The sequence below is a fragment of the Desulfobaculum xiamenense genome (assembly GCF_011927665.1).
Lineage (GTDB): Bacteria > Desulfobacterota > Desulfovibrionia > Desulfovibrionales > Desulfovibrionaceae > Desulfobaculum > Desulfobaculum xiamenense.
In genome coordinates this window covers 670,424-685,523 of record NZ_JAATJA010000002.1, presented here as the reverse complement: position 1 = coordinate 685,523, position 15,100 = coordinate 670,424, and the positions used below count along the sequence as shown (strand labels likewise).

The 15,100-nt window shown below is 65.0% G+C and carries 17 protein-coding genes; 2 read left to right on the top strand and 15 right to left on the bottom strand.

Translation table 11 applies throughout. The annotated features are described in order from the left end of the window. Positions 1-3 precede the first annotated feature (3 nt). From GGQ74_RS10935 to GGQ74_RS10900, 8 genes are all read right to left on the bottom strand, one after another. Positions 4-216, bottom strand: coding sequence for a hypothetical protein (locus tag GGQ74_RS10935; RefSeq protein WP_167941579.1), 213 nt, complete (start codon positions 214-216; stop codon positions 4-6). A gap of 37 nt (positions 217-253) precedes the next feature. Next, on the bottom strand, positions 254-1,786 hold the full coding sequence (locus GGQ74_RS10930; RefSeq protein ID WP_209280159.1) for a terminase large subunit: 1,533 nt from the start codon (positions 1,784-1,786) through the stop codon (positions 254-256). Beyond that, the gene (locus GGQ74_RS10925; protein WP_167941578.1) at positions 1,783-2,199 is read right to left on the bottom strand and encodes a terminase small subunit; all 417 of its coding nucleotides are present in this window, start codon (positions 2,197-2,199) and stop codon (positions 1,783-1,785) included. Before GGQ74_RS10925 ends, GGQ74_RS10930 begins: the two co-directional genes overlap by 4 nt. 301 nt (positions 2,200-2,500) lie before the next feature. Next, positions 2,501-2,710 (bottom strand): hypothetical protein, encoded by a 210-nt coding sequence (locus GGQ74_RS10920; RefSeq protein WP_342448615.1) that lies wholly within the window; start codon positions 2,708-2,710, stop codon positions 2,501-2,503. After that, positions 2,707-3,216, bottom strand: a complete 510-nt coding sequence (locus GGQ74_RS16190; RefSeq protein ID WP_209280158.1) for a hypothetical protein — start codon at positions 3,214-3,216, stop codon at positions 2,707-2,709. The genes GGQ74_RS10920 and GGQ74_RS16190 overlap by 4 nt, the downstream gene beginning before the upstream one ends. Positions 3,217-3,370: 154 nt before the next feature. Next, positions 3,371-3,568, bottom strand: coding sequence for a hypothetical protein (locus GGQ74_RS10910; RefSeq protein WP_167941577.1), 198 nt, complete (start codon positions 3,566-3,568; stop codon positions 3,371-3,373). Next, the gene (locus tag GGQ74_RS10905) at positions 3,565-4,029 is read right to left on the bottom strand and encodes a DUF5675 family protein (RefSeq protein ID WP_209280157.1); all 465 of its coding nucleotides are present in this window, start codon (positions 4,027-4,029) and stop codon (positions 3,565-3,567) included. Before GGQ74_RS10905 ends, GGQ74_RS10910 begins: the two co-directional genes overlap by 4 nt. 16 nt (positions 4,030-4,045) lie before the next feature. Further along, entirely contained in the window at positions 4,046-4,522 is a 477-nt protein-coding gene (locus GGQ74_RS10900; protein WP_167941576.1) for a hypothetical protein, read from the bottom strand. A gap of 129 nt (positions 4,523-4,651) precedes the next feature. Here GGQ74_RS10900 and GGQ74_RS10895 point away from each other — a divergent pair, with 129 nt between their 5' ends. Continuing rightward, entirely contained in the window at positions 4,652-4,906 is a 255-nt protein-coding gene (locus tag GGQ74_RS10895) for a hypothetical protein (RefSeq protein ID WP_167941575.1), read from the top strand. Positions 4,907-5,349: 443 nt separating this feature from the next. Continuing rightward, complete coding sequence (locus GGQ74_RS10890) at positions 5,350-5,607, top strand: hypothetical protein (RefSeq protein ID WP_167941574.1); 258 nt, start codon at positions 5,350-5,352, stop codon at positions 5,605-5,607. A gap of 594 nt (positions 5,608-6,201) precedes the next feature. Here GGQ74_RS10890 and GGQ74_RS16185 read toward each other — a convergent pair. From GGQ74_RS16185 to aspA, 7 genes are all read right to left on the bottom strand, one after another. Continuing rightward, positions 6,202-7,122, bottom strand: coding sequence for a GNAT family N-acetyltransferase (locus GGQ74_RS16185; RefSeq protein WP_209280156.1), 921 nt, complete (start codon positions 7,120-7,122; stop codon positions 6,202-6,204). Between the two features lie 297 nt (positions 7,123-7,419). Next, a complete protein-coding gene (locus tag GGQ74_RS10875; protein WP_342448614.1) occupies positions 7,420-8,661 on the bottom strand; it encodes a dicarboxylate/amino acid:cation symporter in 1,242 nt (413 codons plus the stop codon). A gap of 123 nt (positions 8,662-8,784) precedes the next feature. After that, positions 8,785-9,528 carry a fumarate reductase iron-sulfur subunit gene (locus GGQ74_RS10870; protein WP_167941572.1) on the bottom strand — a complete coding sequence of 248 codons (744 nt, stop codon included), beginning with the start codon at positions 9,526-9,528 and terminating at the stop codon, positions 8,785-8,787. Beyond that, positions 9,521-11,368, bottom strand: coding sequence for a fumarate reductase flavoprotein subunit (locus GGQ74_RS10865; protein ID WP_167941571.1), 1,848 nt, complete (start codon positions 11,366-11,368; stop codon positions 9,521-9,523). Before GGQ74_RS10865 ends, GGQ74_RS10870 begins: the two co-directional genes overlap by 8 nt. A gap of 13 nt (positions 11,369-11,381) precedes the next feature. Beyond that, a complete protein-coding gene (locus GGQ74_RS10860; protein ID WP_167941570.1) occupies positions 11,382-12,032 on the bottom strand; it encodes a succinate dehydrogenase/fumarate reductase transmembrane subunit in 651 nt (216 codons plus the stop codon). Between the two features lie 94 nt (positions 12,033-12,126). Continuing rightward, the gene (locus GGQ74_RS10855; RefSeq protein WP_167941569.1) at positions 12,127-13,461 is read right to left on the bottom strand and encodes an anaerobic C4-dicarboxylate transporter family protein; all 1,335 of its coding nucleotides are present in this window, start codon (positions 13,459-13,461) and stop codon (positions 12,127-12,129) included. A gap of 123 nt (positions 13,462-13,584) precedes the next feature. Next, positions 13,585-14,988 (bottom strand): aspartate ammonia-lyase, encoded by a 1,404-nt coding sequence (gene aspA, locus GGQ74_RS10850; protein WP_167941568.1) that lies wholly within the window; start codon positions 14,986-14,988, stop codon positions 13,585-13,587. Positions 14,989-15,100 lie beyond the last annotated feature (112 nt).

The window sequence follows — 15,100 nt, the reverse complement described above, 5'->3', positions numbered from 1 at the left end:
CACCTATCCCAGCGTGGTCCTGCGCACGGCGACCCTGCTTGAATCGCCGAGAGGACTGGTTCTGATATTCACACCCTGCGCGCGACGCCGACGTTCGGCCTCCCTGCGGCGGGCCTCCTCCATGCGCCGTCTGGCCTCCTCTCCGGCGGCATCGGACATGGGAGCCGGTGCAGGCAGATCCGGCGAGGACGGCTTGGAAAACAACACTCCGCTCATGATTTCCTCCTTGTCGTTATGTGCGGGCGGGCGGCTTTCAGCGCGAGCGAGGGCCGAATCCGTCGCCCCTGCGCATGCCCCCGCCCTCCGCGAACTCCTGCCGTGCATGCAGCCCACGCACCGGCAACGCGAAGGTCAGCGCCAGCGCGTCCGCGAGGTCGGGGCTGCGTAGCCCGCGCCCGCGCATATCGTCTTTGGATTCGAGGATGAGCCGCCCCGAACTGTCGTAGGAATACGACGGGGCGACGAGGTCCGCGTGCAGGGCGTCGTCGTCTGGAATGTCGGCCTGTGTCGGCTCCAGCAGCCAGTCGCGCATCAGCGCCCACATCTCGGCCCTGCGGTTGGCGTAGCGGTCCGGGCGGCTCGCCGCGCTCCCGAAATTCACGGCCGTGATCCGCTGGCCGAAGCCCATTTCGCGCAGGCGATCCACAACGCCCGCCCCAAGCCCCCCGGCATCGACGAACATTCTGACCACGTACGGCTCGCCGCCTTCGAGGATGCGCACGCACTCCCCGGCCACCTGCATGGTGTCGCGCCGCACGAGTCGCCGCGCGCCGAAGGCCCTGCGTCCCTGCCGGAACATGACGCCCGTGGCGTCCGCACCGAACCTCGCGGGATCGACGCCGCACACCACCGGACCGCACGGCTCCGCGCAGGCCTTGCGGGCCAGCATCACCGCCTCGGGCGCGATGAAGGGATCAATGCCCGTGAAGCTGAAGGCCTCGGCCGCCGTGGCCGGATACTCGCGCCGAAACAGCTCCGGATCGCGCAGTTCGGCGATCTTGTTCCTGCGCCAGGCCACCTGCGCCACGTCCAGCCCGTGCAGGCGCATGTACTCGCACTCATCGGGCGTGGGCGCGAAGTCCGGCCCCGGCTCGCGTCGGTATTCCTCCTGCCAGAACCACGGGATGAACACCGGCCGAAACGGGCTTTCCCCGGCCTCGGCCCGCTGCCACTCGCAGTGGAAGAAGTCCCCCATGCCGTTGGCCGTGGATTCGAGGATGACCTCGGTTCCCGGCGCGTCGGGCACGGTCTGGAGCATTCCGGCGGCGTGCTCGGCGGCGTCGCGCCAGAAGGCGACCTCGGAACCATGCAGGAACTGCACGGTCTGCGAGCGTCCGGCTCCACGCGCGCCAGCCGTGGCCACGCGGTATCCGGAATCCAGCGCCGGAAAGTCGATCTCCCGGGCGTTGTCCTTGCCGCACACAGGGCGCACGGCCTCGGGGCAGTGCTCATAGAACCTGCGGGCCATATCCAACAGCCCGCGCGAGGCCTCCATCTCGTGAGCCATGACCAGCGCCCGCGCCCCGCGCCTGTGCGTCACCTTCCAAAAAAAGCGCGCGGCCACATAGGTAGAGCACCCCTGCTGACGTCCCTTGAGGACCAACGCGCGCACGCATCCCGTGGTCCTGCGCTGGTCCTCAAGGCAGCCATGCAGATAGGTCTGGGCGCGATTGAGCACCATGGGCGCAAGACCGTCGGCCTTGGTCCTGATCCACAGGCAACGCCCCGCGTAATGCGCGAGATCGCTCTTCAGCCGCCGCCGTATGTTTCGTTCACGCTCGGTCATTCCAGATCATCCAGACTTTCTTCGTGGGTTCCGCCCTTGGCGTCGGTCTTGTCGGAGAACATCTGCAGGTACTTGCCAAGCAGGCTAAGCGCCCGGTTGGCGTTCGAGGCGTCGAAGCGGAACTCGCCGCCCTCCTCGCCGCGTCCCTTTCCGGGCGTTGCGGGGACCACCTGCATGCAGCGTTCGGCAACCTCCTTGAGCCGCGCCGTGACCCACTGCCGGGTCACCATGTCGTGCGACGCCGCATCCTCGCGCAGGACATTGACGGCCTCGGCCACCGCCTCGTTGCGCAACAGCCGCCGCCCCGTGCTCCGGGCCGTACGCTCCCCGTATCCGGCCCTGATGGCGGCCAGCTCCTCGTCGCCGCTCACGGCGTATTCCGCCGCGAAGCGTTCCTGTCTCGTCGTGAGCATGCGTTCCCCCATCACATTCATTTTCTTCGATTTTCCCGTTTCCAGCCGCTTTTCGAGCATTGCCCCTTGCTAAAAGGAGAAAAATGATTAATTCTTTAAGTGCCTGGGACACAGGCGTTGCACGACGATCTTGAGAATGAACACATGCAGTACGCGACGTCCCCACCGTTCGGCATGGCCGACACGGGGGGAGTACGCAGGGGGCGACCCCATTAAACAAAAGTGCGTTCTTGATCGCGTCATCCGCGGTGCTCCCGGGCTTTCCCATGTCCGCACTACAACGCCAGCATGGCCGTTACGTTCAGTGCAGCATCTCGAACACAGCCCTCCCCACCAATCCAGCCAGCGCGGCCATGAGGCCAAAGACCACCCTTTCGAGGTTGCGGAGCTTTTCCGCATGCGTATGGCAGCGCCTCGTGCATTTAATCTCCGCCACATCCTCGGCGATGGCGCGCACGCGCTCGTCAATGCGGGCCAGCATGGTTCTGGCCTCGGCGTCCGTCGTCGTCACCGCTTCCCCCAGTTCATGCGCACGGCCCCCTTGTCGAAGGCCGAACGGCCGATGAAGTAATAGCCATAAATGCCGTAGCCCAGATCCGTCAGCGCCCCGAGCTTCTCCATGGGCACCTCGCTCATGAAGGTCCCGCCGACGATGGCCGCCGTGAACACCAACAGGCACAGCGGCCGCACATTCTTGGCGAGGACGGAATCGCTCGCCATGTCCGCCTGATGGCGGCGGGTGCGCTCGGCCTCCTGCCGCTCCTCGGCGTCGAGCTGACGTGTGCGCCAGTCGAGCAGCCGCTCGCGCTGGCGGTCCTCCAACTCACGAAGCCGCAAAAGCGTTTGCGGATCGGCCGTTGCGGCCAGTACCGCATCAGGCTCCGGCTCCACCCCGAGAAACGAGGCCACAAGCTGCCCAGCGGCACCGGCCACAGCCCCCATGGGCCCGCCAAGCGCCCCGCCCAGAATTGGTGCAGCCCCGGCGATAAATCGTCCCACATCCTTCCAGTCCGCCATGACACCCTCCTTGCGCGATGCGGCGCCGCGCTCCGGCTCGTCCAGTGCGCAAGAGCGCGGCGCCAAGCCGCCCTGGACGCGGCCCCCACGCCGCGTCGCAATACAGGGCTTGTATCAGCCCGGAATTTCAGGCTGTGGCAGGGATGCAGACTGTCTACCACTGTTCGTCGCCATCGCGCCCGTGCCTCCTGCCGGATGCCGTTCCAGGCTCGGCGGAGCGCACGGCGCGCTCGCGGGTGCGAAACACGTATTCGCAGGCCTCGCAGATGCGGATGCGCTCGACCTCGTCGTCTCCGCGATGGCGGCTACGGACCACTCTTGTGCGTTCGGTGCAGCGTGGGCAGTACATCACGACCTCCCCTGTTCGTTGTTGTTGAGCATGTGTGCCCCAAGGCTTCCCGGCAGCGCAGCCACATCCAGCGTGAAAGCAATGACGCCCGTCAGCATGTGACGAAACGCCGCGACGGACCGGCGCGACCCGATGATGCCGCGCACCCCGCCCACCACGCCCATCCGCTCGCCAAGCAGGATGCACCCGTGGGTGTCGGCCAGCGTGTTCCCGGCGTGGAAGAGAATGTCCGACCGCCCCGGAACGTCCAGCACCTCGAAGGTTTCGCCGAAACGCGCGGACACGCGCCCACGACAGGCGTAACGCCCGACGGGAATGCACGACACGTCGCGGCGGTTTCCGCGATCCGGCGGCTCCAGCGTCACGCCGCACACCCGCCCGTCCATCACCAGCACGCCGAAGGTCCCGGCAACACCGTCCTCCAGCCGTTCAAGCCGAAGCGTCGGCCCTTCCGATAGCATCATGTCGTCTCCTCCTCGTTCAGAATCCGATGACGGGATCGGCACCTGCCGCGTCTCCGCCGACCATCCCGCGTTCCCACGGGCACCCCTGCATCATGTATTCCGGCAGTTCGCCGCCCTCCTCGGCCTCGATCTCGCGCTCGACACGGTGCCTGCGCTCCATGCCCAGCTCCTCTTCGCGGTGACGGACGTTCAGTTCGCGCACTGTCGCCCGCGCCCGGTCCAGCCAGCCAGGGGGCGGCACACGGGCCAGCCCGAACGCCTCGAACACCCGCCCAAGCTCAAGCACCTCGGTCCGCCCACCGACGCACAGCCGGAACACAACCGTCGCGTCGGCATCCGAACGGGCATGCGGCAAGAGCCACGGAAGCGCCCCCGTCCGATGCGCACCGCCACACCTCCGGACAAGCCCCGTCGCACACATCTCAAAGCACAGCTGCATGCCCGCCACGGGGACCGGAACAAAGTCCAAGGCCTCGACATCGACACCCGCCATTTCTCTCCCCCCTTCCTGCCGATCTCCGTATTCACAGGCGAATTTCGCCTAACGGTAGACGTAACAAAACGTCTCGGTAGGCGCATTCCGCCTATTGCATTACCCGCGGAATCTTGGGATTATCCCAACATGCAAGAAGCCTTAGCCTTCACACAACAATTCCTCGAGGCCGTCGAGTCCGCCCGCATCGCGCTGGGCCGCAGCCACTCCGACATCGCCCGCGCCGCGTTTCCCGAACATCGCGACCCCGTGGGAGCCTACCGCAAAATCCGAAACTCCGGCCAGAATCTGCGCCTGCAGGACGCCTACCGTCTTGCCTTCGCCGTACAGCAGGACTTCCCGTCCCTGTGCTGGCGTGCCATGCAGGATGCGCGCTCCTCCTGAAACGCCGCATCCTCCCCTTTGGCCACCGCGCCGCGATGCGGCTGATGGCCGCGCCCCTTCACCACCTCTCCAACGCAAGACGCCACTGCGTCCCTTCACCCGACACGAGCGTGCTGCCCGGTCTTTCCGTGTGAACTTCACACACCTCATGCATTCACGCACGGATGCATCCACCTCGCCGAAGCACCGCATACCGGATGCAACAGCGCAGCACATACATAATGTTCAATGTATATTCATGCACATTATACACATGGGAAAACCTTAAAGCGTATGAAAAAGCCTTACGGAACACAAATTTGGCAACCGTGCATCAAATTTTACAAATATAGCTAGACTGTTGCATAACCATGGGCTATCCGATACACCGAATGGCACGGCATAACGCCCGCTACAAACGTGTTTATCTCGAACACACCTTCATTGCCCATATGGAGTCATGCATGATCGATACGACCGACACCGCCCCGGAAACCAAAGACCCGATATCCGAGCTGTTCGACATTGCTTCCGCTCTCCATTTCCTTCAAGACATCCTCGCCATGGCCGAAGTGATCGACACACAACCGAATCATGCGGGCGCATCCTATCTTATCGGACTTCTCGGCAATCGAACGTCGGACATTGCCACCCACCTCTGGGACAACGAAGTCCCCGCCCCGGCGACATCGCGAAATCCTCAAACGGCATCCGCAGGTTAGGCCCATCCCCGGCAAGCGGATTAGTCCTCACGGCAGGGCTGGTCACAGCCCCCACCCCACCCCAACACGCAATTCGCATCGTTCCTCGCCTAGGCTCGTCTTGACAGGTAGGCAAATACCGCCTACCTGTCAAGACATGAAAACCACTCTGCTCCTGCGAACCCGCTGTGCCCGACGCCGCTGGAACGACGACGAGATGCGCCAGTGCTGCGAAATCGACGGCCAGCCCTGCGCATCCGCGCCGAACGGCCTGCGCCCGGAAAAGACCTGCCCACTCTACGTCGCAAGCCGGTATCCCTGTCCGCATTGCCTCGGTTTGGATTGGACGAACTCGAACGCCCCGTGCATGCGCATCCTGCGCAGGGACGCGGCGGGCGGGCACCTCGTCTGCCCGGCATGCGGGCATGATGTCGATCTTGCGGAATACGCGGCGGAACTCGCACTGACGCTCCTCGACGCAATGCAAGACGCCCCGCGACGCCGCCCCCGAAGGGACGACGCCACGAGGCGTCTCGCGTGCGCTATCGGTGATGAAAAAGAAAATGGAGTTCGCGCCGGTCACCGCCCTCGCGGCACGGACCGACGACGCTGCGCCTACAGGCTGAAGGCGCGGTGGAAGACGATCTCCCCACGGGCAGGCGCATCGGAAAACGCCAAGGCGAGGACGAATTCGTCGGGAACGCCGCTCATGCCCAGTCCGGGCACGCTGCGGAATCCGAAACGCCCGTAGAAGACCGGATCGCCCACGAGCACGCAGCCATGCGCCCCCATCCGACGCAGGGCGTCCAGCCCCTCGCGGACCAGCATCGAACCGAGGCCATCGCGGCGGCAACGTCGGAACACAGCCAGCGGCCCCAACCCGTACCAGCCCTCGCGCCCAGCGACATCCACCGGAGAAAAGGCGACGTACCCGGCCACGCCAAGCTCATCCTCGACCACGAGGCCCAGCGTCAGGGCGTTATCCTCGCGCAGGCCCTCAACGATCAGATGTTCGGTCTGGTGGCTATAGGGATGATCGGCAAAGGCCTCAAGCAGCAGTTCGCGAATGGCCGCATGGTCCGAGGGGCGTTCCTCGCGAATGCGCACGCCGTGGGGCACGGGACGCATCCCGCCGAAGCGGTGCGAGCGCAGCGCCTCGACAATGGCGGTCACCTCGGCCTCAGAATACGACGCCTCCTCCTTCAGATTGCCCCAGACCGGCGCGGGCCAACAGGCATCGCCGGGATTGCGGCCGACGACGTGGATATGCAGTTGGCGCACCACGTTGCCGATGGCAGCCACGTTGACTTTGGCGCAGTCCATCTGCTCCTTGACGAAGGCGGATACGCGGGCGGCCTCGGCCATCACGGCATCGCGCGAGGCTTCGGGCAGGTCCAGCAGATCCTCCTCCTCGACCTCGGGAACAAGGATGAACCACGGCAGCGCCGCGTTTCGGTGCAGCAGGACGTGGCAGAGGGCATAGCGCCCAAGAACGTGGCAGTCCTTCAGCAACTGCGAATGGATGTGAAATGTCATGTTCGCTCCGCACCGGAACCGTCGCGCCCGGAAGCGGGCGGGAATCCCTCCGGTGAAATCCGCGCCACGCTACGCCACACGCCCGCGCCACGCAAGACGCCATACGCGGATCACGGTTCGTGCCGGGCGCATGCGAAGAATCCCCCCATCCGGCAGGACGGGAGGATTCTTGACATTCGGGAGGGGCGGACGGGGGGAGGAAGCGAGGCCTGACGCTCGGAGGTGGGACGGGCCGGTACGGGCGACCCTTTCGCCCCGCTTCCTGTCCGCTGGAGGGCTGATCTTCCCTCCCGGAATTCATTGCGCGGAGTGGGCCACCGCTTCGCTGGCGGGCGGATTCGCCGCGCCGTAGACGTCGAGGTCCAGCTCGTTCTCGCTTCTGGCCACCAGCACGGCGGTCATGGCGTCTCCGCTGATGTTGACCGTGGTCCGCGCCATATCGAGGATTCTGTCGATGCCCGCGATGAGGGCGAGACCCTCCATGGGCAGGCCAATGGCCGACAGGATGAGCGAGAGCATGATCAGCCCCGCGCCGGGCACCCCGGCCGTGCCGATGGAGGCCAGCGTGGCGGTGAGGACGATGGTGGCGAAGTTGCCCAGCGTGAGGTCCACGCCATAGGCATTGGCGATGAACACCGTGCAGATGCCCTGATAGATGGCGGTGCCGTCCATGTTGATGGTGGCCCCGAGAGGCAGCACGAAGCTGGCGATGGATGAGGGCACGCCGAGGTTGCGCTCGGTGCAGCGCAGGTTCGCGGGAAGCGTGCCAGAGCTGCTGGAGGTGGAGAAGCCCACCATCTGCGCATCAAGGATGCCACGGAAGAAATTCATGGGATTGAGGCGCGCCACGAGGGCCACCCCACCGCCGTAGACGAAAAGGATGTGCAAAGCGCTGCCCGCGAACATGAGCAGGATGATTTCCGCCAGCGGCAGAAGCGCGTCCATGCCGTAGCGGGCCACCACATTGGCCATGAGCGCGAACACGCCAATCGGCGCGAAGGCGATGACGATGGACGTCATCACGTACATGATATCCGCGAGGGAATGGCAGAATCGGCGCACCGGCGCGGCAGCCTCGCCCGCGATGTTCATGGACAGGCCCAGAAGCACCGCGAAGGCGATGATCTGAAGAATATTGCCCTCCACGAGGGATTGCAGCGGATTGACCGGCACGATGTCGAGCAGTGTGTCCACCACGGAGGGGGCCTCGCGCACGGCCTGTGCGGCCTGCGCGTGCAGGCCCATGCCCTGTCCCGGCCCGGCCAGCGTCGCCAGAGCAAGGCCGATGGACACGGCGAAGGCGGTGGTCACAAAATAGATGGCGAAGGTCCGCACGCTGATGCGCCCGAGCTTTCGCATGTCGCTCATGCTCGTCATGCCAGAGACGAGCGAGGCGAAGACGAGGGGGACGATGAGCAGCTTGATGCCCCTGATGAACAGGGTCCCCAGCGGCTCGACATACGGGGCCGCATCCGGGCAGGCCAGCCCGAAGGCCACTCCGGCAACCATGCCGATGAGTATTTTCATCCAGAGTCTCACATCATCCTCCCGTGTTGTTCCGCTACGGCGGGAAAGCCCCGTCCGGCGGGAGTTCGATTCCATGGGGCGCGGCCCGCCATTCCGGTAGCGGACCGCGCCCACCCCCAAGGGATTCCGAGGCGGCTACTTTTTGCCAGGGAAAAGCTTCTTGAAGGCGTGCAGCCCCATCTTGCGGCGCAGGAAGCCAAGCTGGTCCTGCAACGGCAGATGCTTGGGACACACGTCCTCGCAGGCCAGAAGGCCCATGCATCCGAAGATGCCCTGATCGGTGCCGATGACGTCGAAGTAGTCCTGCTCGGTGCGCTCGTCGCGCGGGTCAATGACGAAACGGGCGATGCGATTGAGGGCCACCGCGCCGAGGAAGTCGTCACGCATGCGGGCGGTACCGCAAGCGGCCACGCAGCAGCCGCATTCGATGCAGCGATCCAGCTCGTAGATGGCCTCGGCGTCGGCGTTGTCCATGCGCTCCTCGGGGGCCTCGGGGTTAAAGGCCTTGTCCGTATGGATCCACGACTCGATCTTGCGGTTCATGTCCTGGAACCACACGCCGGTGTCCACGGACAGGTCGCCGATGCACTTGAAGAACGGCAGCGGCAACAGCGTGATTTCCTCGGGCAGGTCCATGGTCTTGGTGTGGCAGGCCAATCCGGGGCGGCCGTTGATGACCATGGCGCACGCGCCGCAGATGCCAGCGCGGCAGCAGAAGTCGAACTTCATGGACGGGTCCTGCTCCTCGCGCAGCCTGTTGAGCGCGATGAACACCGTCATGCTTTCGGTCTCGTTGATCTCGTAGTGCCGCATGCTGGGCATGGAGCCCTCGACCTGCGGGTTGTATCTGAAAACGTTGAACTTGAGCGTCCTAGGCATGCTGGGTCTCCTTGTCGTCTGCGCTGATGATCTTGCCGCCGCCGTAGCCGCGATCTCCCGGAGGTATCTCGAAGACGCGGGACGCGGCCTCGTAGTCGAGGGTCGGAAGCGCCGAATCGGACTTCCATGTGGCGAGGGTACGCACCAGCCAGTCGCGGTCGTTGCGGGCAGGGTAGTCCTCGCGGGCGTGGGAACCGCGGCTCTCGCGGCGTTCCAGCGCGCCGTAGGCCACGCACAGGGCCAGACGCACCATGCCGGGCAGGTTCAGGGCCAACCGCAGCTCGTCGTTGGCGCCGATGCCGTCGGAGCGCAGGCCGATATTCGCAGTGCGGGCGTGAATCTCCTGCAGCTTCTTCACGGCGTTGGACAGGCCCTCCTCGTTACGGAAGATGCCCACGCCCTCCATCATGGTGTCCTGCATCATGCGGCGCAGTTCGTAGATGTTCTCCCTACCGCCGCCCTTCACCAGCTGATCGATGCGGGCCTGCTGGGTGGCGAGGAAGCCCTCGGCCTCGGCCATGCTGAAGGCATAGTCCGCGTTGCCGCCGCGCAGGAACTCGACGACCTTGCCGCCGACGATCTTGCCCGCGACCACCGTCTCGGACAGCGAGTTGCCGCCGAGGCGGTTGAAGCCGTGCATGTCCCAGCAGGCGGCCTCGCCAGCGGCGAACAGGCCGGACAGGCCGTAGGCCGCGCCGTCCTTGTCGGTACGGATGCCGCCCATGGAGTAGTGCTGGGTCGGGCGCACGGGGATGGGCTGGGTGATGGGGTCAACGCCCAGGAAATTGTTGCAGATCTCCTGCACCTCGCGGAGCTTGGTGGAGATGTGGTGCTCGCCGAGGTGCCGGATGTCGAGCCAGAGGTGGTCGCCGTAGTCGCTCGGCACGCCAAGGCCCTTGCGCATGTGCTCGGTCATGCGACGCGAGACCACGTCTCGCGAGGCCAACTCGGCCTTGGCAGGCTCATAGGCGGGCATGAAGCGTTCCATGTTGCGGTCCAGCAGGGTTCCGCCGTCGCCGCGACAGCCCTCGGTCACGAGGATGTTGGAGGGCACGACGCCCGTGGGGTGGAACTGCACGGCCTCCATGTTGCCGAGCGGCACCAGACCGGTGTCCAGAGCGATGGACTGGCCGCCGCCCTCGCAGATGACCGCATTGGTGGACTCGCGGTAGATGCGCCCGAAGCCGCCAGCGGCGATGACCGTGGCCTTGGCGAGGTACACGAGCAGCTTTCCGGTGCGCAGGCAGCGCACGATGGCGCCCTTGCAGCGCTCGCCGTCGTGAATCAGCGCGATGGCCTCGGTGCGGTCATGAACCTCCACGCCCTTGTGCATGGCGCGGTTGTCCATGGTGAACAGCACGGCGTGGCCGGTGCCGTCGGAGGTATAGCAGGTGCGCCACTTGGCGGTGCCGCCGAAGTTGCGGGCGGTGATGAGGCCCGCATTCTCGCGCTTCTCGGTCTTGGAGAATTTCTTGCCACCCTGGAAGTAGTCGTCCTTGCCCGCGACGATGCGGTTCCACGGCACGCCCCAGTAGGCCAGCTCGCGCATGACGATGGGCGCGGTTTCGCAGAACAGGCGGGCGACCTCCTGATCGCAGCCCCAGTCGGAGCCCTTGACGGTGTCGGCGAAATGGACGTCCGGGCAGTCGCCCTCGCCCATGGCGCAGTTGCCGAGGGCGGCCTGCATGCCGCCCTGCGCCGCCGCGGAGTGGGAGCGACGCGCGGGGACGATGCTCAGGCAGATGGCGCGGAATCCGGCCTCGGCGGCCTCGATGGCCACGCGCTCGCCGGCCAGACCGGCACCGATGCACAGGACGTCTGTATGGATGATGTCGTACATTCTCTCTCTTCTCCTAGAGGCTGACCGTCGCGAAGGTGAACAGCGTGACGAGACCGATGGCGAGGAACGCGCCGGTGATCGCGTATTCGAGCATCTGGAAGCGCTTGCGGCCACGACGGCCCACGAATCCCCACTTCACGCCGATGCGGTAGAAGCCGATGCCCACATGCAGTTCGGCCATGGGCAGGAGCACGAGGTAGAACCAGAACCATCCGCCCTCCTGAATGCGCTGGGCGCTCTTGGCGGTGGTGATGGGCAGGTTGGTGAGAATGGCCCACAGGTGCACTCCGGCCATGACGAGGATGATCATGGCGGTCACGGCCTGCACCACCCACAGCCAGGTGTCCTTGTGGCGAAGCATGCGGGCCTGATTCCACATGCCCTTCTGCTGCACGCTCGTGACGGGAATCTTGCGGATGGCCAGCGCGAAGTGGACGAGGAAGACCACGCCGATCATCGGGCCGCCGATCTGGGCCATGTAGGTGTATTCGAGAAACGCCGCCAGCGCGTCGAAGACGCCGGTGCCGAGGTTCACGCTGGCTACCAGCAGCATGTGGCACCACATGAAGACAATGAGGGCCGCTCCGGTGAGCATCTGCACCCAGTCCATGTAGGCGGAGGTGTTGCCCCGGATCGACGCGGGCATGGAAAGTTCGGTCTGCATGACAATCTTCCTCGTTGGAACCTATGAAAGTTGAGACGAGCCGAGGTGCGGCGTCCGGCAGGAGGCATGGCCGGACGCCGCAGGGCAGGTCTGGTTAGAACATGACTCCGGCAAGCATGAAGCCAATGGCGATGGAGCCGACGGTGGCCACGAGGCCGGGCAGCATGAAGCTGTGGTTCAGCACGTACTTGCCGATATGGGTCGTCCCCGTGCTGTCGAAGTTGATGGCCGCGACCACGGTGGGATAGTTGGGGATGAAGAAGTATCCGTTCACCGCGGGGAACATGGCGATGAGCGCCGGGGCGGGGATGCCGAGCGCGATGCCGAGCGGCATGAGCGCGCGCACCGTGGCCGCCTGCGAAAAGAGCAGGATGGACAGGGCGAACAGCGCGATGGCGAAGGTCCACGGGGCGGCGGTGACCATCTCCTGAATGTTGCCGCTCAGGAACTCCATGTTGCCGCTGAAGAAGCTGTCGCCCAGCCACGCAATGCCGAAGATGGCGATGACAGCCTGCACGCCCGCACCGAACACGCTGCCCTGCGTGAGGGTCTTCACGTCCACGCGGCTGATGAGCAGGATGAGCGCGGCCACGGTCAGCATGATGATCTCGATGGCGCTGGCCATGCTCATACGCTCGATCTCGCCGCCCACGTTCCACGCGGGACGCAGCTCGGGGCAGGAGCCGAAGAGCACGATGGTCATGGTGCCGAGCAGGAAGAGGCCCACGGAAATCTTGGCGTAGCTCGGAACCTTGCGCGTCTCGACGTTCTCGCCGGAGTTGGCCCGCTCGATGGCCTCACGCAGCTTGGGATCGCCGAGCCTGCGCAGGTATTCGGGGTCCTTCATCAGGTCCTTGCCCATGTGGTTGACGATGAACGCGCCAAGCATGCAGGCGATGAAGGTGGACGGCACGCAGACCATCATGATGTCCGAAAGCTGGATTCCGGCGCTGGCGGTGAGGCCCAGCAGGGCCACCGTGGCGGCGGAGATGGGGCTGGCGGTGATGGCCTGCTGCGACGCGATAACCGCGATGGACAGGGGCCGCTCCGGCCGGACCTTGGTGCTGCGCGCCACCTCGGCGATGACCGGTAGCACGGAGTAGGCGACGTGCCCGGTGCCCGCGAAGAACGTGAACACGTAGGTCACCATGGGGCCGAGGAAGGTGATCTGGTTCGGATTGCGACGCAGGATGCGCGCCGCGAGGTCCACGAGGTAGTCGAGGCCGCCTGCGGCCTGCAACGCGCCAGCGGCGGTGACCACGGCCGCGATCATGAGCATGACGTTGATGGGCGGTGCGGTGGGCTGCACGCCGAAGAAGAAGCTCAGGATGGCCAGTCCCAGGCCGCCCATGACGCCGAGTCCCACTCCGCCGAGCCTTGCGCCGATGAAGATGGCGCCCAGTACGATTGCGAGCTGTATCCAGAACACGTCCATTACTCCCTTGTCTTGTGGTTGAATCCTCATCCTTCCCGACTCGGCGGGCGGGCCTCCCGACATGGCCCGCCCCGCCGCGGGACCGGCCTGTGGCCGGTCCCCTGTCGCGTGTGAGGGCTAATTCCTGATGAAGCGGGGGTGCATCATGTTCTCGGGGGAGAGAATCTCGTCGAGCTTCTCCTTGCTCAGCACGTTGTGCTTGAGCACGAGCTCGTAGACGGAGCCGCCGGTTTCCAGCGCTTCCTTGGCGATGCTCGCGGACTTCTCGTAGCCGATGATGGGGTTCAGGGCGGTGACGATGCCGATGCTGTTCTCCACCAGAGCGCGGCAGTGTTCACGGTTGGCGGTGATACCGCTCACGCAGCGATCCTGCAGCACGAGGCATGCGCGACGCAGCATGTCCACGCCCTGGAACAGCGCATTGGCGATGACGGGCTCCATCACGTTCAGTTCCAGCTGGCCGTTCTCGGCGGCGAGGGTCACGGTCACGTCCTTGCCGATGACGTCGTAGGCGACCTGATTGACCACCTCGGGGATGACCGGGTTGACCTTGCCGGGCATGATGGAGGAGCCAGGCTGCATCTTGGGCAGATTGATCTCGTTGAAGCCGGTACGCGGGCCGGAGGACAACAGACGCAGGTCGTTGCAGATCTTGGAAAGCTTCACGGCCACGCGCTTGAGCACGCCGGAAATCTGGACGTACGCGCCGGTATCCCACGTCGCTTCCACAAGGTTGGCGGAGGTGGTGAAGTCGATGCCGGTCATATTGCGCAGAGCGGTGGTGGCGATGCGGGAGTAGTCGGCCGGGGCATTGATGCCGGTGCCGATGGCCGTCGCGCCGAGGTTGATCTCGGTGATGAGCTGGCGGGCCTCACGCACGCGAATGATGTCCTCGCCGAGGGTGGTGGCGTAGGCGGCGAACTCCTGACCAAGGGTCATGGGCACGGCGTCCTGCAGCTGGGTGCGGCCCATCTTGAGCACGTCCGCGAACTCCGCGCCCTTGGCGGCAAAGCCCTTCTGGAGGTAGCCCATGGCGTCCATCAGGGTGGTCAGCTTGTTGTAAAGCGCCAGCCTGAAGGCCGTGGGGTAGGCGTCGTTAGTGGACTGGGAGCAGTTCACGTGGTTATTGGGATGGCAGTACTGGTACTCGCCCTTCTCGTGGCCCATCAGCTCCAGCGCGCGGTTGGCGATGACCTCGTTGGCGTTCATGTTGGTGGAGGTGCCAGCGCCGCCCTGAATGCAATCCACGGGGAACTGCTCGTGCAGGTTGCCGGCGATGATCTCGTCGCACGCGGCGCAGATGCCCTTGGCGACCTCGGCGGGGATGACGCCAAGCTCCATGTTGGCCTGCGCGGCGGCCTTCTTTACGTAGGCCAGCGCCTCGATCATCTCCGGGCAGGAATTGATGGAGCAGCCGGTGATGTTGAAGTTCTCCACGGCGCGAAGGGTCTGCACGCCGTAGTAGATGTTTGCGGGAATTTCCTTTTCGCCGAGAAAGTCGTGTTCGATACGGGTCTTCATGTGTGCAACCTCATGTTGTTGTGCTGAAATTCGTTGGCGGACGGGCCTTCGTCGCTTTCCCCGCTCGCTTGTTCCCGTAAGAACAAATTCGGTGCCAAAACGTGCCCACGCC